Genomic DNA, 18,060 nt, shown 5'->3' with positions numbered 1-18,060 from the left:
GCCGGCCGTCGTGCGTTCGATCCGGTCGCACGCCTACGCCGGTCACGCGGCCCGGACGCGGTCGACCGCGAGACGGCCGACGGTCCCGGCGACCCACGCGAGCGTCCCCAGCGCGAGGGCCTCGACCCCGACGAAGACGAGCCCGTCGAGTCCGAGGAGCGCGGCGACGCGCTCCGCGAGGGGCCGCCCGGGCAGGCCCAGCAGGTAGTGGTCGGCGTTGCTCCCGAGCAGCGCTCCGTAGACGGAGAGCCACGCGAGCGCGACCCCGGCCCCTCGATAGGCGAGGCCCGCGGTCACGAGGACGCCGAGGGCCGCGGCGTCGAACGCGAGGAACACCACCCCGCCGGCGTGAGCGAAGAGCCCCAGCCCGTAGGCGGCGAAGGAGACGACAAAGAGCAGCGGCGGCACGAGGAGTCGGTACCGGCGCGGCGAGCCGTTCGAGTTCGAGCCGAGGAGGACGCGACGAGCGAGGGACATGTCTCCGGATCGTTTCGGCCGCCCCATGAATCCACGCGTCGGGCGCGGCTCACGACCAGTCGCCGAGCGACGCCTGTCCGTCCCCCGTCCGGCGCTCTGCCTCGTTCCCCGTCGCGTCGCCGTCCGCGGTCGGCTCCCCGTCTACCCAGTCGGTGAGCTTCCCGCCGTCGCCGTCGGTGCCGGCCGTTCGACCGACCGACCCGCGGGGGCGGTCGGCCGCGCCGTCGCTCCCGTCTCCCGGCCCGTCCCCCGGTTCGAATCCGCCGAGCGTCGCCTGATCCGTCTCGGCGAAGTCGAGCTTGGAGACGCGCACGCCCAGCTTGCGGACGCGGGTCTCGTCGAACTCGCCGAGCAGGTCGAGCGCCACCTCCTCGACGAGGTCGGGGTCGTCCACGGGACCGGGCAGGCTCCGGGCGCGGGTGTTGACGTCGAACGGCGGCTCGACCGCCTTGATCCCGATTGTGCGGTAGAGGCAGCCGCGCTCGCGGGCGCGGCGGGCAACGTCCGCGGCGAGCGCGGAGACGGTCTCGCGCTTCGTCGGCTCGTCGGCGGTCGTCGGGAGCGCCGACTCCCGCGAGAGGCTCTTGGGGAGGCCGGTCGGCGTCACCTCCCGGTCGTCGTCGCCCGCGGCGCGTCGGGAGAGCTCCGGCCCGCGCTCGCCCAGCTCCGCGGCGAGCCGGTCGCGGTCGGCCGCGGCGAGGTCGCCCGCGGTCTCGATGCCCAGCTCCGCCAGCGTCCCCTCGGTCACCGGGCCGACCCCGTGAACGTCGGCGGTCGGCAGCGGCGCGAGGAACTCCGCGACCGACCCCGGCGGCACGACGACCAGCCCGTCCGGCTTGTCGGCGTCGCTGGCGACCTTCGCGGCCGACATGTTCGGCGCGACGCCGACGCTCGCCGGCACCCCGGCCTCCCGCTCGATCCGGTCTTTCACGTGGCGGGCGTATCCCTCGGCGAGCGTCCGCGCCTCCGCGGGGCCGGCGGCCCCGCTCGGCGGCGGGTCGGTAGAATCGTCGCCGTCGTCCCCGTCACCGCCGTCGCTCGGACTCCCGCCGCCACCCCCGGCGACCGCCCACGAGGTCCGGTCGGTGGCGTCGAGGTACGCCTCGTCGATGCTCACCTCCCGGCGCGTGTCGGCGCAGTCGCGTAGGACCTCCTTCACCTCGCTCGCCACGTCCTCGTAGAAGTCGAGGTCGACGGGGAGGTACCGCCCGGTCTCCTCCGGGTCGGGCGCGTCCGGGTCGTCGGGGTCCGCGTCCGCGCGGCGGGGGAGCAGCTCCAAGGCCTCCGAGATCGGCATCGCGCTCTCGACGCCGAACTCGCGGGCCTCGTAGCTCGCCGTCGCGACCGCGCCGATCGACTCGCCCGGTTCGTACCCCATCCCGACCACGACGGGCTCGCCCGCGAGGTCGGGGCGGCGCAGCCGCTCGCAGGATGCGTAAAAGCAGTCCATGTCGACGTGGCAGACGACGCGGTCCGCGTCGTCGTCCCCGCCGCCGGCGCCCGGGAGCGTCTCCCCGGCGACTGGCGTCCCGCCGGTCATCGATCCCGACTCCGCGCTCCGCGGTCTTAAGAACCAGCCACGCGCGCCGGAAGTGGAACGCGGACCGCGGTCGCCGCCGCCCCGGGATCCAGATCCGATAGCCGGGTCGGTAGTCGTTTATTCCTCGCGATCGTTCGTTCACGTATGCCCGCCGCGATCGACGTGTTACACGTCGACGACGACCCGTCGGTCCTCGACCTCACGGAGGCGTACCTCGAACGCGAGATCGACTCCGTGGCGGTGACGAGCGTGACCGACCCCGAGACAGCCTTGGACCGGCTCGACGAGGCCGCCTTCGACTGCGTGGTCAGCGACTACGACATGCCCGCGATGGACGGGCTGGAGTTCTTCGACGTGTTCAGCGACCGCCACGGGGAGACCCCGTTCGTGCTGTACACCGGGAAGGGCTCGGAAGAAATCGCCAGTCAGGCGCTCAACGCGGGGGTCACCGGCTACTTCCAGAAGGGCGGTCCCGAGCAGCTCCGCCGGCTCGCGAACCGCGTCGATCAGACGGTCGAGGAGCACCGGACCAAAGAGATCGCCGAGCGCTACTCGACGGTCATCGAGGCGCTCGGCTACCCCGTCTACGTCGTCGACGAGACCGGCGTCTTCCGGTTCGTCAACGAGCCGTTCGCCGAGCTCACCGGCTACGACCGCGAGGAGATCATCGGCCAGAAGCCCGGGTTCATCAAGGACGACGCGGCGGTCAAAGAGGCCGAGGACCGCCTCGGCACGATCCTCTCGTCTTCGGGGCCCGACGTCCAGCATTTCGGCGTCGACATCGTCCCGAAGGAGGGAGAGCCGATCCCCTGTCGCGACCACATGGCCGCGCTGCCGTACGAGGGCGACTCGTTCAACGGCAGCGTCGGCATCCTCCGAAACGTCTCCGACGAGCGCGAGCGCCGCGCGGAACTGGAGACGAAGACCCGCGCCCTCGACGAGGCGCCGGTCGGGATCACCATCACGGACGCGGACCGGGAGGACAACCCCATGGTGTACGTCAACGACCGGTTCGTCGAGATGACCGGGTACGACCGCGAGGAGTCGATCGGCGTCAACTGCCGGTTCCTCCAAGGGCCGGACACGGAGGAGGAGTCGGTTCAGGAGCTCCGCGACGCGATCGACGCCGACGAGCCGACGAGCGTCGAGCTGCTGAACTACCGGAAAGACGGGACGGAGTTCTGGAACCGAGTGAGCATCGCCCCGATCTGCGACCCGGACGGTACCGTCACGCACTGGGTCGGCTTCCAGGAGGACATCACGGCGTTCAAAGAGCGGGAGGCGGCGCTCGAACGACAGAACGACCGGCTCGACTCCTTCGCGAGCATCGTCTCGCACGACCTGCGGAACCCCCTCAACGTCGCGCAGGGCCGGGTCCAGCTCGCCCGCGAGGCGTCGGACGACGCGGAGAACCTCGACGCCGCGCTCGACGCGCTCGCCCGGATGGAGTCGATCGTCGAGCGGACCCTCGCGCTCGCCCGCGAGGGAGAGACGGTCGGCGACCCGGAGCGCGTCGACCTCGCGGACGTCGTCGCCGACAGCTGGTCAACCGTCGACACCGCGGACGCGACCCTCTCGGTCGAGACCGACCGCGAGGTGCTCGCCGACCCGGACCGCCTCCGGAACCTCTTCGAGAACCTGATGCGCAACGCGGTCGACCACGCCGGCGACGACGTCTCGATCCGGGTCGGCGACCTCTCGGACGGCTTCTTCGTCGAGGACGACGGGTCGGGGATTGACCCGGCGGTCGCCGACTCGCTCTTCGAACCCGGCGAGAGCGGCGGCGCGGGCACCACCGGATTCGGCCTCGCGATCGTTCAGGAGATCGCCACCGCGCACGGGTGGACGGTCGAGGCGACGACCGGCGAGGACGGCGGCGCGCGGTTCGAGGTCCGCGGCGTCGACAAGCGGACCCCGGCGACCCCCTGAGCCGCTCGGTCTCGGTCGACACCGAGACCGCGGTTCGACGCTCGTCGGCGACCGAAACCGGATCGACTCCCCCCGTTCACAAGCGCCTTTATCATCCGTTCCGAACCCAGAGTGAATGGGGCTCCTCTCCGGCGTCACCGACACCGACCGGCGCGTGATCGTGCTGGCGCTCGCGCGAATGGTCGGCGCCGCCGGGAACTCCTTTCTCATCGTCGTCCTCCCGCTGTACATCACCAGCGACCTCGTCGACATCGAGGGGTTACTCGGCGTCGAGGTCGGGGTCGGCGCGGCCGCGGTCACGCTGACCGAACCGCTCCTCATCGGCGTCGTGCTCTCGCTTTTCGGCTTTCTCAACAGCCTCTCGCAGCCGTTCACGGGGCGGCTCTCCGACCGCGTTGGCGCCCGTCGTCCGTTCGTCCTCGCCGGAATCCTGCTCCTCGGAACCGCGAGCGGGCTGTACACGATCGCGACGAGCTACCCGGTGCTGGTGGCGCTGCGGGCGATACAGGGGCTCGGCGCGGCGCTCATCATCCCCGCCACGGTCGCCCTCGTGAACGAGTACGCCGCGAGCGACGCCGACCGCGGCGGCAACTTCGGCGTGTACAACACGTTCCGGCTCATCGGCTTCGGCTTCGGCCCGGTCCTCGCGGGCGCGGTCGTCGCTCGCGGGCCGTACGACCTCTCCGCCGTCGGGCTCCCGGTCCTCGACGGCTTCGACGCCGCCTTCGTCGCGGCCTGCGCGGGGGCGTACCTCAGCTTCACGCTCGTGTTCCTGCTCGTCCGCGACGCCGACGTCGAGGCCGAGGCGGGCGACGACGTGTCGATCCGGGTCCGCGGCGAGGACCGCCTGCTCGACCCCGTGTTCACGCTCGGGCTCGCGACCGTCGCCATGGGCGCGTGCATCGCCCTGTTCGCGACGCTCCAGAACCAAGTGAACGTGCGGCTCGACCAGCCCCCAGTGTGGTTCGGCGCCCAGTTCGCGGCCGTGACGATAGCGAACGTGGTCTTCCAGGTCCCCGTGGGCCGCGCCAGCGACCGGATCGGCCGCCGGCCGTTCCTGCTCGCCGGCTTCGTCATCCTCGTCCCGACGACGCTGCTTCAGGGGATCGTGACCGAGCCGGCGCTGATGATGCTCGTCCGGCTCGGCCAAGGGATCGCGGTCGCGTGCGTGTTCGCCCCGTCGCTCGCGCTCGCCGGCGACCTCGCCCGCGAGGGGGAGTCCGGGACCACCCTGTCGGTGCTCACGATGGGCTTCGGCTTCGGCGTCGCCCTGGGGCCGCTGGCGTCCGGCTGGCTCTACGGCTTCGGTTTCGTCGTCCCCTTCGCGGTCGGGGCCGCGGCCGCCGTGCTCGCGCTGATCGCCGTCTTCACGCAGGTGGAGGAGACGCTCGATACCGGCGACGAGCCGGCCGCGGCGGCCGGCGCGGACTGAGCGGGAGAGCGGGCGGAAATCCGCACCCGGCGCTCGTTTCGCGCGTCGTCAACACTCAGCTTCGGCGTAGTACATGCCTCCGCCGTTCTCGTCGACCGGACTGAACGCGGATACACACTCGTCGTCCTCATACTGTCAGCTAAATATTCTTTAGGTTAGAGTGTGATTAGCGAGTATGTCCACGCTTGACGCCGCCACTCTTGACGACCTCCGCGACGCTCTCGCGGAGGTCGAAGATAAAAAGCCGACACAGCGGCTAATGGCGGTGATCAACTATCTTGAAGAAGACGATGCAACGATGGCGGAGGTTGCTGAACGATACGGATACACCGGTCCATGGTTGTCTCGGTGGGTTGGTCGGCTCGACCGGCTCGCTGATGAGCCGGTCGAGCAAGTCGCCTACGACGATCCGCGCGAAGGCAGACCAACCGAACTCTCTGATGAACAGCACAAGCGGTTCGTCAAGGTACTTCACGAATCGCCCGAGGAAGTAGGATTAGACGCGCCCGCGTGGTCTGTTCCACTAGCTCGTCACTATCTCGCCGAAGAGTTTGACGTTGAGTACTGTGAGCGGCACGTCCGGAGATTGATGTCTGAGGCCGGGCTGTCCTGGAAGACAGCCCGGCCGGAGTTCTACAAATCCGACGAAAGAGCCCAAGAAGCTTGGAAAGAAGGCTTCAAAAAAAGCGCAACGACCTGGACGACGAATACACGATCCTGACCATCGATCAGACGAGACAGGTTCTCTCGACGTTGATTTATGCGTGGTTTCCGGAAGGGGAGCGCCCGTCACTGCCGGTGACGGGCGCGTGGGATAGCATCAAGTTGCTTGGTGCAGTCAGCGATGGCGGTGAGACGTTCTTCCTGCCGTGTGCAGGGAATTTTAACAGCGACACGACGATTCGACTTCTCGACGCACTTCAGACTGAATTCGGCGAGAAGATTTGCGTCGTTTTGGACAACGCCTCGTATTTCACGGCGAACAAGGTCCAAGAGTTTGCTGAAGGTACACCGATAGAACTCTGTTACCTACCGCGGGGTTCACCGGAGCTGAACCCCGCGGAAGAGTGTTGGAGACAACTTGATCAAGAACTTGGGAACCGCCTGTTTGACACACTCGACGATCTCCGTGAGGCTGCTCTCTCTGCACTCGACCGGGTCGAAATCCCAGATGTGTTTACGTATTTATGTCCGTGAGTATCACTCTCTTGTGCCACGCTCTCCGTGAATAGACTGGCTTCGTCGATCGAATCCGCGTATATCGTGAGTTCCAGGTCTCCCTCACCACTCATCCAACTTTCTTTTAAATACACTCCGACCGTCGCTCCGCCTTGCTTCGGGCCGAATCGGAACCCGTCCTCGGATACGACCTCGTCGCCTCGCTCCGCAACTATCGTGACACCGACGGTCTCGTCCCGCAGATTCACCACGTCTATCTCCCGAATTTCCACCTGCGGGTCGTCGTCGGAAATACAACCGGCGGTGAGCCACCGCGAGGGCTCCGAGGACCTCGCGGCGTCTCCGTTTCGGCACTTCGGTTCACAATCCGGAAACATCGTTTAACCATGCGGCCCGTCGGAGTTCTCTGTTCCGACGAGTACAATCCGAGGCGCGTCCGGGTAGCAGACACGTCCTCTCGGCCCCCTCCGTAGTCAACAGAGCCAAACCGGTCGCGGCCGAACCGCCTCGCGTGCCGAGCGACCGCCTCCGCTGCGTCGAGTGCCGCGAGCCGATCCCCGCCGACGCCCGGATCTGTCCGCACTGTCGCAGCATCCAACCCTCGCCGCTGCTGGACGTGGGCGTCGTCGTCGCCGGCGTGTTCGCGCTGCTGTTCGGCGTCGTCCTGACGGTGATGACCGTCGGGACCAGTCGCCTCCTCGGGTTCGTCCTGCTCGTCGTCGGGTTCGGCCTCGCGGTCGGCGGGTACACGCGATACATCGATCGACGAGCGACGAGCCGGGCGCGGTGAGTCCGCCGCTCGCCGCCCGTTTTCCGTCCTCGCGGCTGCGACAATTTAAGTAGCAGCGCGCGCCACGGTACGGACATGCTCACCCCACTCAACGGCGGCTTGGTCCTCGCGGGGCTGGCGCTCGCGTTCGTCGGCGCGGCGGTCTCCGTCTACGCGGTGACGCTGACGGGGCTGCTCGTCGGCGCCGGCGCCGGCTACCTGCTCGCGCCGAACGTCGTCGGCCTCGTCGCGGTCGACGGCGCCGCTCTCACCGCCGGCGCGGTCGCGGTCGGCGGCCTCCTCGGCGGCTTCCTCGCGTACGCCGGGCTCTCATTCGCGGTGCTCGGCATCGGCGCGGTCGTCGGCGGGTTCGCCGGGCGGTTCGCCGTCGGCCCCTTCTACGCGGCGGACGCCGCAGGGGTCGAGGGGACGGCGCTGCTCGTCGGCGCGACGCTGGCGGGCGTCGCCGTCGGCGCGCTGTTCGGGTTCGTCCTCACCCGGACGACGCTCGTGGTCTCGACGGCGCTCATCGGCGCGGCGTTCGCCTCGCGGTCGCTGACGCCCGCGAGCTTCGAGACGGCCGCCGCGGAGACGACCGTCCAACCCCTCCTCTTCGACCTCTCGGCGCCCGCGTTCCTCGCGGTGTTCGTCCTCGGGGCGCTCTCGCAGCTGGGGCTGTTCCGGTTCGGCTACGTGACGAAGCTCGTCGGGCTGCTGCCCGGCGCGCGCCGGTGGACGGCGGACGACGACCGCGACGCGGACGCGGCCTGACCGCCTCTCAGACGCCCCGACGCGGTCACTCGTACTCGTAGAACCCGCGACCGGTCTTCTTGCCGAGGTCGCCCGCCTCCACCTTGCGCTTGAGGAGGTACGCCGGCTTGTAGCGGTCGCCGAGTTCGTCGTGGAGCGTCTCGCTTGCGTCGAGCGCCACGTCGAGGCCGATGTGGTCGGCGAGTTCGAGCGGCCCCATCGGGACGTTCGTGCCGAGCTTCATCCCGCGGTCGATGTCGGCCTTGTCGGCGACGCCCTCGTCGTACGCGCGGATCCCCTCGTTTATCCACGGCATCAGGATCCGGTTGGTGACGAACCCGGGCTTGTCGTCGGACTCCCACGTCTCCTTGCCCAAGTCCTCGGCGAAGGCGTGCGCGAAGTCGACGACCGCCGGGTCGGTGCGCTCGCCCACCACGACCTCGACGCCGTCCATGATCGGGACGGGGTTCATGAAGTGGAGGCCGACCACGTCGCTCGCGCGCTCCGTCGCGCTCGCGATGGTCGTGATAGACAGCGTGGAGGTGTTCGTCGCGAGGACGACGTCGTCGTCGGTGACGCGGTCGAGGTCGCCGAACACGTCGCGTTTTACCTCGAGGTCCTCGATCACGGCCTCGACGACGAGGTCGGCGTCCGCGAGGTCGTCGAGGGCCGTCGTCCCCGTGATCCGGTCGCGGACCGCTTCGGGGTCCTCGTCGAGCGCGCCCTTTCCGGCCAGCCGGTCGAGGCTGTCCTCGACGCTGTCGAGGCCGCGCTCGACGTACTCGCGCTCCACGTCCCGCATCACCACGTCGTATCCCGCCGACGCCGCGACCTGCGCGATCCCGTTGCCCATCGTCCCGGCGCCGACGACGCCGACGACCTCGATTTCGGAAAGCGTTCGCATGTGACTCGCTGCCGCGCCGCGGCTGGTAAGTATTGCGAAAGCCGGTCCCGAACGCGTTCGCACCGGAGAAATTAACAATTCGAGTAGTAACGCGTTTCGAAGCCGATCGCGCAAAAACGACCCGAGGCGCCGCTCAATCGGCCGCTAAGTTTCTTTACGTCCGCCGACTTCACCACAGCCCTTTTTACGTATGTAACGGAACTACGAACTGATGCTTCCTCACGCCGCCGACGACATTTCGCGCGACGGTAAGTCGCTCATCCTCGCGTACGACCACGGGCTCGAACACGGGCCGGTCGACTTCGAGCCGAACCCGGACACGGCGGACCCGGAACGGATCTTCGAGCTCGCCACCCACGAGGCGGTCACCTCGCTCGCCGTCCAGAAGGGGCTCGCCGAGGCGTACTACCCCGACTACGAGGACGAGGTCAACCTCCTGTTGAAGCTCAACGGGACCTCCAACCTCTGGCGGGGAGAGCCGAACAGCGCCGTCAACTGTACGGCCGAGTACGCGGCCGAACTGGGGGCCGACGCGGTCGGGTTCACGGTCTACGGCGGGTCGAACCACGAGGTAGAGATGGCCGAGGAATTCCGCGACGCGCAGGAGGGCGCCCGCGAACACGACATGGCCGTCGTCATGTGGTCGTACCCGCGCGGGCAGGGGCTCCGCAACGACGCGAGCCCGGACGTCATCTCGTACGGCGCGCGGCTCGGCCTGGAGCTCGGCGCCGACGTGGTGAAGGTGAAGTACCCCGGCTCCGCCGAGGCGATGGGCGACGCCGTCGAGATGGCCGGCCCCGCCGACGTCGTCATGTCCGGCGGGACGATGCGCGACGACGAGGCGTTCCTCCGGAACGTCTCGAACGCCATCGACGCGGGGGCCACCGGCATCGCCGTCGGCCGAAACGTCTTCCAGCGCGACGAGCCCGAGCGCATCCTCGACGCCTTGGAGGCCGTGATCTTCCAAGAGTCCGACCCGGCCGAGGCGCTGGCCGTCGCCGAGAGCGACGACTGATGTCCTCACCGGACTCGACCGTCGACGCGGTGTTCGACGCGGTCGCGGCGACGGCCCCCGAGATCCGCGCCGCGCTCCCCGGCCGCCGCGTCGAGAGCGGGACGGAGAACGAATCCGGCGAGTCGGTGCTCGCGGGCGACCTGTACGCCGACGAGCTCCTCGGCGACGCGATAACCGCGGTCGACGGCGTCGGCTCGTTCGTCAGCGAGGAGCGTGAATCGGCGGTCGACGCGGGCGGCGCCGTCGGGAGCGGCGCGGGCGACGCGCTCGCCGTCGCGATCGACCCCCTCGACGGCTCCTCGAACCTCCGGTCGAACAACGCGATGGGCACCGTCGTCGGCGTGTACGACGCGCCGCTGCCCGCGAGCGGCCGCGACCTCGTCGCCGCCGGCTACGTCCTCTACGGCCCGATCACGACGATGGTCGTCGCCGACGAGACGGGCGTCCGCGAGGAAGTGGTCACCGCCGACGGCGACGGCGTCGAGAGGTCCGTCGTCGAGGCCGACCTCTCGCTGCCGGCGACCCCGACTGTCTACGGGTTCGGCGGCCGGGTCCCCGACTGGCCCGCGGACTTCCGCGCGTACGCCCGATCGATCGAAGACGAGCTGAAGCTCCGGTACGGCGGCGCGATGGTCGGCGACGTGAACCAGGTGCTCACCTACGGCGGCGTGTTCGCCTACCCCGCCCTCCGGAGCGCGTCCGAGGGGAAGCTCCGGCTACAGTTCGAGGCGAACCCGATCGCCTACATCGTCGAGCGCGCGGGCGGCGCGTCCTCGGACGGAACCGGCTCGATCCTCGACGTGGAGCCCGAGGCGGTTCACCAGCGCACGCCGGTTTACGTGGGCAACGAGGCGCTGATCGAGCGGCTGGAAGCCGCCGTCGACGCGGAGTAGCAGCGGGGTACCGCTCCGGACGAGCGGCGCGCCGCCCCGGGCCGCCGGCCGACGCGGGCCCGTCGAATCCCGCATGGAAAACTGTTTAGGATCTACCGCAAATCTTGCGTCCATGAAAGTCCACGTCGGCGCGGCGGCGACGCCCGAGGAGGCTGCGGCGATCGCGAAGTCGCTCGCCGAACACCTCGGCGTCGACGTCGACGTCCACGTCGAGGGCGAGGAGACGCCGGTCGCCAGCGCCGAGCCGTCCGAGCCGAGCTACCCGCTCGACGACGACCTCGGACCGACCGACCGCGAGCGCGACCTCCGCGCCGAGATAGCCGACATCCGCGAGGGCGGCCCGGAGAAGTACCGCGACCGGCTCTCGGAGCAGGGGAAGCTGTTCGTCCGCGACCGCCTCGACCTCTGGTTCGGCGGCGAGGGCGGGACCCGCGGGACCGGCGACGCCGGCGCCGCGGACGGCGACCCCGCAGGGGTGAAGTTCGAGGACGGGAAGTTCGCCGCGTTCGACGACTGGCACCCCGACGCGCCCGCCGGCGAGGACGAAGCGGGGAACGAGCGCGGCGGCGACCGCCTCCCGGGCGACGGCCTGCTGACGGGCGCGGCCGAGTTCGAGGGGCGCGACGTCCACTTCATGGCCAACGACTTCACCGTGAAGGCGGGGTCGATGGCGTCGAAGGGCGTCGAGAAGTTCCTTCGGATGCAACAGCGGGCGCTGAAGACGGGGAACCCGGTGCTCTACCTGATGGACTCCTCCGGTGGTCGGATCGACCAGCAGACCGGCTTCTTCGCCAACCGCGAGGGGATCGGGAAGTACTACTACAACCACTCGATGCTCTCCGGCGCGGTGCCGCAGATCTGCGTCCTCTACGGCCCCTGTATCGCCGGGGCCGCCTACACGCCCGTCTTCGCGGACTTCACTGTGATGGTGGAGGACATGTCCGCGATGGCGATCGCCTCCCCGCGAATGGTGGAGATGGTCACCGGCGAGGAAATCGATCTGGACGATCTCGGCGGGCCCCGCGTCCACGCCGAGGAGTCGGGGTCGGCGGACCTGATCGCCCGCGACGAGGAGCACGCCCGCGAGCTGGTCGCCGACCTGATCGGCTACCTCCCCGACCGGGCCGGCGAGAAGCCCCCGCGGCGCGAGACGAAGCCGCCGAAGCTCTCGCCCGACGGGATCGACGAGCTGATCCCCGAGTCGCCGAACCGCCCGTACGACGCCCACGACCTGATCGACCGGATCGCCGACGCCGAGTCGGTGTTCGAGCTGAAGGAGGGGTACGGTCCGGAGATCGTCACGGCGTTCTGCCGGATCGACGGGCGGCCGGTCGGCGTCGTCGCCAACCAGCCGACGGAGCGGTCGGGCGCGATCTTCCCGGACGCCGCGGAGAAGGCCGCGGAGTTCATCTGGACCTGCGACGCCTACGAGATCCCCCTGCTGTACCTCTGTGACACGCCCGGCTTCATGGCGGGCTCGCAGGTGGAGAAGGACGCCATCTTAGAGAAGGGGAAGAAGATGATCTACGCCACCTCCTCGGCGACGGTGCCGAAACAGACCGTCGTCGTGCGGAAGGCGTACGGCGCGGGCATCTACGCGATGGGCGGGCCGGCCTACGACCCTGAGAGCGTCATCGGCCTTCCCTCCGGCGAGATCGGCATCATGGGCCCCGAGGCCGCGATCAACGCGGTCTACGCCCGGAAGCTCGCCGAGATCGACGACCCCGAGGAGCGCGCCGCCGAGGAGGAGCGCCTCCGCGAGGAGTACCGCGAGGGGATCGACGTCCACCGCATGGCGAGCGAGGTCGTCATCGACGAAATCGTGCCGCCCTCGGACCTCCGCGCCGAGCTCGCCGCGCGGTTCGACTTCTACGAGGACGTTCAGAAGGACCTGCCGGACAAGAAGCACGGGACGATCCTCTGACCGGGTGAAACGGGCGGAGCCGGGCTACAGCGCCGCGACGAGGTCGCCGCCGAACAGCTCGACTGCGCTCTCGACGCCGAGCGCGACGGCCAGCCCGATTCCCAGGAGCGCGCCGGCGTAGGCGGCCGACCCGAGTAGCGACGCGGCGGCGAACCGCGGCGCGGACACCGACGACGCGCTCGCGCTGGGCACCGCGAGCCACCCGCGCGTCCCGGGGACGGCGTTCGAGGCGGCGACCGCCGGGAGCCCCCACCGGTCGAGCCAGCGCGTCGCGCCGTCCAGTCGCCCCGCGTCGACCGGGACGGCCCTCGACGCCGTCGGATCCAGGTCGAACCGACGGACGACGACGAAGAGCAGCGACTGGCCGGTCGTCGCCCCGACGACGGCCGCCGCGAACACCGGGACGACCGCCACAGCGTCGACCCCCGCGGCGACCACCGCTGCGACAAAGAGCGTCCGCGCTGGCAGCACCTTCCCGACGAGGGCGCCTTCGAGCGCGAAGACGACGAAGACCGCGACGGCGCCGTAGGTGCCGACGAGGGCGAGCGCCGTCTCAGCGTGGGCTCCGATCACGACCGCCCTCCAGGCCCCACAGCTAAAACACCCCCCGAGCCGGCTGTTCGCACGCGTCAGGCCGCTCCGCGGACCCGGTCGCGGTCGCCGCCCCCGCCTCGGGTGGCTATTTATCGGCCGCGGGCCTCGTGGACGCATGGTCACCGTCGGCGACACCGCCCCCGACTTCGCCGCGCCCGCGGTCGGCGGGGCTCCGGACGGCGACGCGGAGCGCACCGCAACCGAACTGGCGCTGTTCCGGTTGGTCGAGGCGCACGACGCCGTCGCTCTCTGTCTCGCGCCCGCGACGTTCGTGCCGCCCTGTACCGCGGCGCTCGCCGCGGTCCGCGACGCCGGCTGGTACGACCGCGACGGCCTCGCCGTCGTTGCGCTCACGGGCGACTCGCTGTACGCGGCGTTCGCGTACGCCGACCGGTTCGGACTCCCCTTCCCGGTCGTCGCCGACTTCCACGGCGGCGTCGCCGAGTCGTACGACCTGCTCGCCGACTCGTGGGAGGGGCATTCAGGCATCCCGCGGCGCGCGACGGTCGTGATCGACGGGGACTGGACGGTCCGGTTCGCCGAGGCGACCGACGATCCCCTCGACCGCGCCGACCCGGCGCCGGTCCGGCGCGCGGCCGAGACGCTCCGCGAGATCGGGATCGACGTGGACCGGCCGCGGGTGAACTACGACGGGCCGTGGTGAGCGCGGCGCGGACGAGCGCGACGGCGGCGCGGTCCGTGACTCGCCCGGTCGCGTCACGCGTCGGCGTCGCCGTGGTTATTTGACGCCCCCGCGCGGAGGGGGCGACATGGACGCCGCCTTCGCGGAGTACCTCGACGAGTTCACGCGCCGCGACTGGGAGACGCTCGACCCGGCCGCCGTCGCCGACCCAGTCAGGGTCGCGGTCGTCGGCCTCGGCTGGTTCGCCCGGGAGTGGGCGCTGCCCGGCATCGCGCGGTCGGCGTACACCGAGGCCACCGTCGTCAGCGACGTCGACCCCGCGGCGGTCGAAGCGGTCGCCGCCCAGCGCGACCTGACGGGCCTCACGCCCGAGGAACTGCGATCGGGGGCCGCCGCGGACGCGTACGACGCCGTCTACGTCGCGACGCCGAACGCGACCCACCTGGAGTACGTCGAGGCCGCCGCACAGCAGGGGAAGGCGGTCCTCTGCGAGAAGCCGCTGGAGGTGACGCCGGAGCGCGCGCGGAAGCTGGTGGCGGCCTGCCGCGACGCCGGGGTGCCCCTGATGGTCGGCTACCGGATGCAGACCGACCCCGCCGTCCGGCGGCTCCGCGACCTCCTCGACGCGGGCGTCGCCGGCAAGGTGATCCACGTCCACGCGACGATGTCGCAGACGATGCTCGGCGAACTCGGAAGCGACACGGACCAGTGGCGGCTCGACCCCTCGCTGTCGGGCGGCTGCGCGGTGATGGATCTGGGCGTCTACCCGCTCAACACGACGCGGTTCGCACTCGGCGAGGACCCGGTCCGGGTGTCCGGCCGGACCCGGTCGGAGCACGAGGCGTTCGCCGACGTGGACGAGCACGCCTCGTTCCGACTCGAGTTCCCGGACGACGTCGACGCGTTCTGTACGGTGAGCCAGAACGCCCAGCACGCGAGCCGGCTGGAGGTCACCGGGACAGACGCCAGACTCGTCCTCGACCCGGCGTTCTACGAGCGCGAGGACCGCGGATTCGCCGTGGTTCGCGGCGGGACGCGGGTCGATGTCGACTTCGAGCAGGTCCACCAGATCGAAGAGGAGTTCGCCTACTTCGGTCACCAGCTGCTGGCCGACGAACCGTTCCACCCCGACGGCGAGCACGCGCTCACGGACATGCGCGCGCTCGCCGGCGTCTACGAGTCGGCCGAGACCGGGCGGCCGGTCGAACTCGGAGACTGAGCCGCGACCGCGGCTGCGAGCCCACTACTGTTCGATCCCGTACACGTCGCTCGTCCAGTCGCGGGCCGGGGTGTCGTACACCGGGGCGTCGCGGTCGCGCCCGTCGAGCCGTCGCCGATCGGCCTCGTCGAGCTCCCAGTCGAGGTCGGCGTTGGCCCGGACGTGCTCCGGGGTCGACGAGCGCGGTAGCGGGACGACGCCGCGGTCGATCGCCCACCGGATGATCACCTGCGCCGGGTGCTTGTCGTACTGCTCCGCCAGCTCGGCGACGACCTCGTCGCCGAACACGTCGGTCCGCGCGAGCGGGGCCGCGGCCTCGATCACGGTGTCGGTCTCGCGGCAGTAGTCGACGAGGTCGGGCCGCTGGAACCACGGGTGAAACTCGATCTGGTTGACCGCGATCGGCACGTCGGAAATGTGGTGCGCGCAGCTGAGCTGGTACGCGCTGAAGTTCGAGACGCCGATATCGCGGACGAGCCCCCGCTCGCGCAGCTCCGCCATCGCCTGGAGCGTCTCGCGCAGAGAGATGGCGGGGTTCGGCCAGTGGATCAGGTACAAGTCGAGGTAGTCGGTGCCGAGCCGGTCGAGCGACGCCTCGCACGATTCGATCACCGACTCGTAGTTGAGGTTCTTCGCGAGCACCTTCGAGGTGAGGAAGACGTCGTCGCGGTCGACGTCGCTCGCCGCGAGCGCCTCCCCGATGACCGCCTCGTTGCGGTACCCCTCCGCGGTGTCGATGTGCGCGTAATCGGCGTCGAGCGCCGCCCGAACGCTGTCGGCCGTCTCGTCGTCGTCGAGGTCGTACGTGCCCAGCCCGAGCGCCGGCAGCTCCGCGCCGCTCGGGAGCGTCTTCGTTGGTACGGTCACGCGAGGGGGGTTCGCCGGATCACCGATTGAAACTACCGGTCGGGGAATCTCGTGCGGCGGCGCGTGCCTGCGAGGCCGCCACGCGGCCGAGCAGCACGCGCGAGGGAGTCGCGAGCGAAGCGAGCGGAAGTCAGGCCGGTACATGACCGCAGGGAGTACACCGGCCGAGATTCGAACTCAGAATCAGACGTGCCCGCTCACGGCTCGCTCTGCTCGCCGTTCGCTGCGCGCGACTGATAGCGCTCAAGTCTCTCTCGGTCATTCTGCTCACTTCGTTCGCAAGTCCGCTGAGCGGAGTGAAGCGGACGCTGGCTGGCGCAGTCAGTCGGAAAATGCACCGGCCGAGACTCCCGCAAGCAGAGCGAGCGGGAGTCAGGTCGGGGCACGACCGCAGGGAGTGCACCGGCCGAGATTTGAACTCGGGTTGCAACCATGGCAAGGTTGCGTGATACCACTACACTACCGGTGCGTGCTTCGCATCCGATCGTAGCCCGGGTCGGAGATATAAGGGTTCCGAACGACGGTCGGCGGAAGGGTCATCGGTGCCGCGCCCCCACACGGATCCGTACCCGAACGATGACCGACCTGCCCGACCGCGCCGACCGACGCACCGTCCTCCGCGCGACCGCCGGGCTCGCCGGCATCGCCGCGTTTCCCGCCGTCGCCGGCTGTCTCGGGGGCGGCGGCTCTCCCGGCGGCGACGAGGCCGGAGGCTCCGGCGACGACGGCGGCGACGCCCCGCCGGACGACGGCGCGGGCGTCGCGTACGACGTCGAGACCGTCGCGGAGGGGTTCGAGAACCCGTGGGCGCTCGCCTTCCTACCCGACGACGGTCGCCTGCTGGTCACAGAGCGACCGGGACGGCTCTCGCTTGTCGACCCCGCGGACGGGGCCGTCGAGGCGGTCGCGGGCGCGCCAGAAGTGTTCGCGGAGGGGCAGGGCGGCCTGCTCGACGTTGCGGTCCACCCGGACTACCCGGCCGACCCGCGCGTCTACCTCACGTACGCGGCGGCGAACGACGCGGGCGAGGCGACGACGCACGTCGGGACCGGACGGCTCTCACTCGACGGCGGCGACGCGCCGGTGCTCGACGAGTTCGAGCCAATCCGGGTCGCCGAGCCGTTCCGCGGCGGCGCGAACCACTTCGGCTCCCGGGCGACGTTCGGCCCCGAGGGGTCGCTGTTCGTCACGGTCGGCGACCGGCGCGACACGGACTTCGGACCCGACCACGTCTCGCAGGACCGTTCGAACGAGCTGGGCGCGACGCTGCGGCTGACCCCGGACGGCAACGCCCACCCCGACAACCCGTTCGTCGACGACCCGGACGCGGCCGACGCGCTGTACAGCTACGGGCACCGGAACCCGCAGGCGATGGCGGTGCGGTCCGAGACGGGCCGGATCTGGCAGTGCGAGCACGGCGAAGAAGACGGCGACGAGATCAACGTGATCGAGCGCGGCGGCGACTACGGCTGGCCGGTCGCCAGCGAGGCGTGCCGCTACGGGACCGACGACCCCTTCGCGCCGGGCCACGAGGACCGCGACGGCGTGATCGCGCCGGTCCACCACTGGCCGTGCGGGTCCGGCGGCTTCCCGCCGAGCGGCGCGGTCTTCTACGACGGCGACGCGTTCCCCGAGTGGCGGGGCGACCTGTTCGCGGGCACGCTCGCGGCGCGGTACCTCGGGCGGTTCACGGTCGACGGCGACGGCCTCGACGCGACCGTGACCGAGCGCGAGCCCCTGCTCGCCGACCGCGGGTGGCGCATGCGCGCGGTCGCGGTCGAACCGGACACGGGGAACCTCTACGTCGCGGTCGATGACGGCGACGCGCCGGTGGCGCGGGTCGTTCCGGCGTGAGGGGTTGCCTCCGCGGCGACGCGGATCCGTGTGACGAGTTGGCTCGGATTCGCGGGCGGAATCCCCGCGCA

General features: G+C 70.3%; 16 protein-coding genes and 1 tRNA gene. 11 read left to right on the top strand and 6 right to left on the bottom strand.

Annotated elements, in window-relative coordinates; genetic code table 11:
• Positions 1–42: 42 nt before the first annotated feature.
• Together EO776_RS13445 and EO776_RS13440 are read right to left on the bottom strand one after the other, a co-directional pair.
• Positions 43–477 (bottom strand): hypothetical protein, encoded by a 435-nt coding sequence (locus tag EO776_RS13445; RefSeq protein WP_049930149.1) that lies wholly within the window; start codon positions 475–477, stop codon positions 43–45.
• A gap of 49 nt (positions 478–526) precedes the next feature.
• A complete protein-coding gene (locus tag EO776_RS13440) occupies positions 527–2,017 on the bottom strand; it encodes a DNA polymerase Y family protein (protein ID WP_049930151.1) in 1,491 nt (496 codons plus the stop codon).
• A 144-nt stretch (positions 2,018–2,161) separates the two neighbouring features.
• On the opposite strand from EO776_RS13440, the gene EO776_RS13435 reads away from it, so the two are divergent.
• The 5 genes from EO776_RS13435 to EO776_RS13410 all read left to right on the top strand — a co-directional run bounded on the left by EO776_RS13435 (position 2,162) and on the right by EO776_RS13410 (position 8,097).
• Positions 2,162–3,946, top strand: a complete 1,785-nt coding sequence (locus EO776_RS13435; RefSeq protein ID WP_100050363.1) for a hybrid sensor histidine kinase/response regulator — start codon at positions 2,162–2,164, stop codon at positions 3,944–3,946.
• A 115-nt stretch (positions 3,947–4,061) separates the two neighbouring features.
• Positions 4,062–5,378, top strand: coding sequence for an MFS transporter (locus EO776_RS13430; protein WP_094494597.1), 1,317 nt, complete (start codon positions 4,062–4,064; stop codon positions 5,376–5,378).
• Positions 5,379–5,553: 175 nt separating this feature from the next.
• Positions 5,554–6,575 (top strand): IS630 family transposase gene (locus EO776_RS13425; RefSeq protein WP_129452446.1). Its coding sequence is split into 2 segments (ribosomal slippage): positions 5,554–6,057 and positions 6,060–6,575, totalling 1,020 coding nucleotides; the frame shifts between segments, so codons are not numbered across the junction.
• Positions 6,576–7,068: 493 nt separating this feature from the next.
• On the top strand, positions 7,069–7,347 hold the full coding sequence (locus EO776_RS13415) for a zinc ribbon domain-containing protein (RefSeq protein WP_094521458.1): 279 nt from the start codon (positions 7,069–7,071) through the stop codon (positions 7,345–7,347).
• Between the two features lie 75 nt (positions 7,348–7,422).
• Positions 7,423–8,097 (top strand): phosphate ABC transporter permease, encoded by a 675-nt coding sequence (locus EO776_RS13410; protein ID WP_094521457.1) that lies wholly within the window; start codon positions 7,423–7,425, stop codon positions 8,095–8,097.
• A gap of 25 nt (positions 8,098–8,122) precedes the next feature.
• Here EO776_RS13410 and EO776_RS13405 read toward each other — a convergent pair whose 3' ends face one another.
• The gene (locus tag EO776_RS13405) at positions 8,123–8,980 is read right to left on the bottom strand and encodes a 3-hydroxyacyl-CoA dehydrogenase family protein (protein WP_049930162.1); all 858 of its coding nucleotides are present in this window, start codon (positions 8,978–8,980) and stop codon (positions 8,123–8,125) included.
• Positions 8,981–9,191: 211 nt separating this feature from the next.
• Here EO776_RS13405 and EO776_RS13400 point away from each other — a divergent pair, with 211 nt between their 5' ends.
• The 3 genes from EO776_RS13400 (at position 9,192) to EO776_RS13390 (ending at position 12,812) form a co-directional block, all read left to right on the top strand.
• The gene (locus tag EO776_RS13400) at positions 9,192–9,995 is read left to right on the top strand and encodes a class I fructose-bisphosphate aldolase (protein WP_086219875.1); all 804 of its coding nucleotides are present in this window, start codon (positions 9,192–9,194) and stop codon (positions 9,993–9,995) included.
• Positions 9,995–10,888: a class 1 fructose-bisphosphatase gene (locus tag EO776_RS13395; RefSeq protein ID WP_049930165.1), complete on the top strand. Its 894-nt coding sequence runs from the start codon at positions 9,995–9,997 to the stop codon at positions 10,886–10,888. Before EO776_RS13400 ends, EO776_RS13395 begins: the two co-directional genes overlap by 1 nt.
• A gap of 112 nt (positions 10,889–11,000) precedes the next feature.
• On the top strand, positions 11,001–12,812 hold the full coding sequence (locus EO776_RS13390) for an acyl-CoA carboxylase subunit beta (protein WP_094521456.1): 1,812 nt from the start codon (positions 11,001–11,003) through the stop codon (positions 12,810–12,812).
• A 24-nt stretch (positions 12,813–12,836) separates the two neighbouring features.
• Here the strand turns inward: EO776_RS13390 and EO776_RS13385 are convergent, their stop codons facing one another.
• Positions 12,837–13,385 carry a VTT domain-containing protein gene (locus EO776_RS13385; RefSeq protein WP_094521455.1) on the bottom strand — a complete coding sequence of 183 codons (549 nt, stop codon included), beginning with the start codon at positions 13,383–13,385 and terminating at the stop codon, positions 12,837–12,839.
• Positions 13,386–13,521: 136 nt separating this feature from the next.
• Here EO776_RS13385 and EO776_RS13380 point away from each other — a divergent pair, with 136 nt between their 5' ends.
• Positions 13,522–14,070, top strand: a complete 549-nt coding sequence (locus tag EO776_RS13380; RefSeq protein ID WP_094521454.1) for a redoxin domain-containing protein — start codon at positions 13,522–13,524, stop codon at positions 14,068–14,070.
• Positions 14,071–14,176: 106 nt separating this feature from the next.
• Positions 14,177–15,268, top strand: a complete 1,092-nt coding sequence (gene gfo6 / locus EO776_RS13375) for a D-xylose 1-dehydrogenase Gfo6 (protein ID WP_099289103.1) — start codon at positions 14,177–14,179, stop codon at positions 15,266–15,268.
• A 24-nt stretch (positions 15,269–15,292) separates the two neighbouring features.
• On the opposite strand, the gene EO776_RS13370 is transcribed toward gfo6, so the two are convergent.
• Together EO776_RS13370 and EO776_RS13365 are read right to left on the bottom strand one after the other, a co-directional pair.
• Positions 15,293–16,135 (bottom strand): aldo/keto reductase, encoded by an 843-nt coding sequence (locus EO776_RS13370; RefSeq protein WP_049930172.1) that lies wholly within the window; start codon positions 16,133–16,135, stop codon positions 15,293–15,295.
• 398 nt (positions 16,136–16,533) lie between these two features.
• Positions 16,534–16,604: transfer RNA gene (locus EO776_RS13365), tRNA-Gly, on the bottom strand.
• Between the two features lie 107 nt (positions 16,605–16,711).
• Between EO776_RS13365 and EO776_RS13360 the strand changes: the two genes are divergently transcribed.
• Positions 16,712–17,989, top strand: coding sequence for a PQQ-dependent sugar dehydrogenase (locus EO776_RS13360; protein WP_094579883.1), 1,278 nt, complete (start codon positions 16,712–16,714; stop codon positions 17,987–17,989).
• Positions 17,990–18,060 lie beyond the last annotated feature (71 nt).

The sequence above is a fragment of the Halorubrum ezzemoulense genome, assembly GCF_004126515.1.
GTDB classification, from domain to species: domain Archaea; phylum Halobacteriota; class Halobacteria; order Halobacteriales; family Haloferacaceae; genus Halorubrum; species Halorubrum ezzemoulense.
Note: the sequence above shows the minus strand (reverse complement) of the source record. Positions and strands in the feature narration are given on the sequence as shown.

Excerpts from the sequence above, each read along its gene's own strand:
- EO776_RS13445 (WP_049930149.1), bottom strand. The coding sequence starts at position 477 with ATGTCCCTCGCTCGTCGCGTCCTCCTCGGCTCGAACTCGAACGGCTCG.
- EO776_RS13440 (WP_049930151.1), bottom strand. The coding sequence starts at position 2,017 with ATGACCGGCGGGACGCCAGTCGCCGGGGAGACGCTCCCGGGCGCCGGC.
- EO776_RS13435 (WP_100050363.1), top strand. The coding sequence starts at position 2,162 with ATGCCCGCCGCGATCGACGTGTTACACGTCGACGACGACCCGTCGGTC.
- EO776_RS13430 (WP_094494597.1), top strand. The coding sequence starts at position 4,062 with ATGGGGCTCCTCTCCGGCGTCACCGACACCGACCGGCGCGTGATCGTG.
- EO776_RS13410 (WP_094521457.1), top strand. The coding sequence starts at position 7,423 with ATGCTCACCCCACTCAACGGCGGCTTGGTCCTCGCGGGGCTGGCGCTC.
- EO776_RS13405 (WP_049930162.1), bottom strand. The coding sequence starts at position 8,980 with ATGCGAACGCTTTCCGAAATCGAGGTCGTCGGCGTCGTCGGCGCCGGG.
- EO776_RS13400 (WP_086219875.1), top strand. The coding sequence starts at position 9,192 with ATGCTTCCTCACGCCGCCGACGACATTTCGCGCGACGGTAAGTCGCTC.
- EO776_RS13395 (WP_049930165.1), top strand. The coding sequence starts at position 9,995 with ATGTCCTCACCGGACTCGACCGTCGACGCGGTGTTCGACGCGGTCGCG.
- EO776_RS13390 (WP_094521456.1), top strand. The coding sequence starts at position 11,001 with ATGAAAGTCCACGTCGGCGCGGCGGCGACGCCCGAGGAGGCTGCGGCG.
- EO776_RS13380 (WP_094521454.1), top strand. The coding sequence starts at position 13,522 with ATGGTCACCGTCGGCGACACCGCCCCCGACTTCGCCGCGCCCGCGGTC.
- gfo6 (WP_099289103.1), top strand. The coding sequence starts at position 14,177 with ATGGACGCCGCCTTCGCGGAGTACCTCGACGAGTTCACGCGCCGCGAC.
- EO776_RS13360 (WP_094579883.1), top strand. The coding sequence starts at position 16,712 with ATGACCGACCTGCCCGACCGCGCCGACCGACGCACCGTCCTCCGCGCG.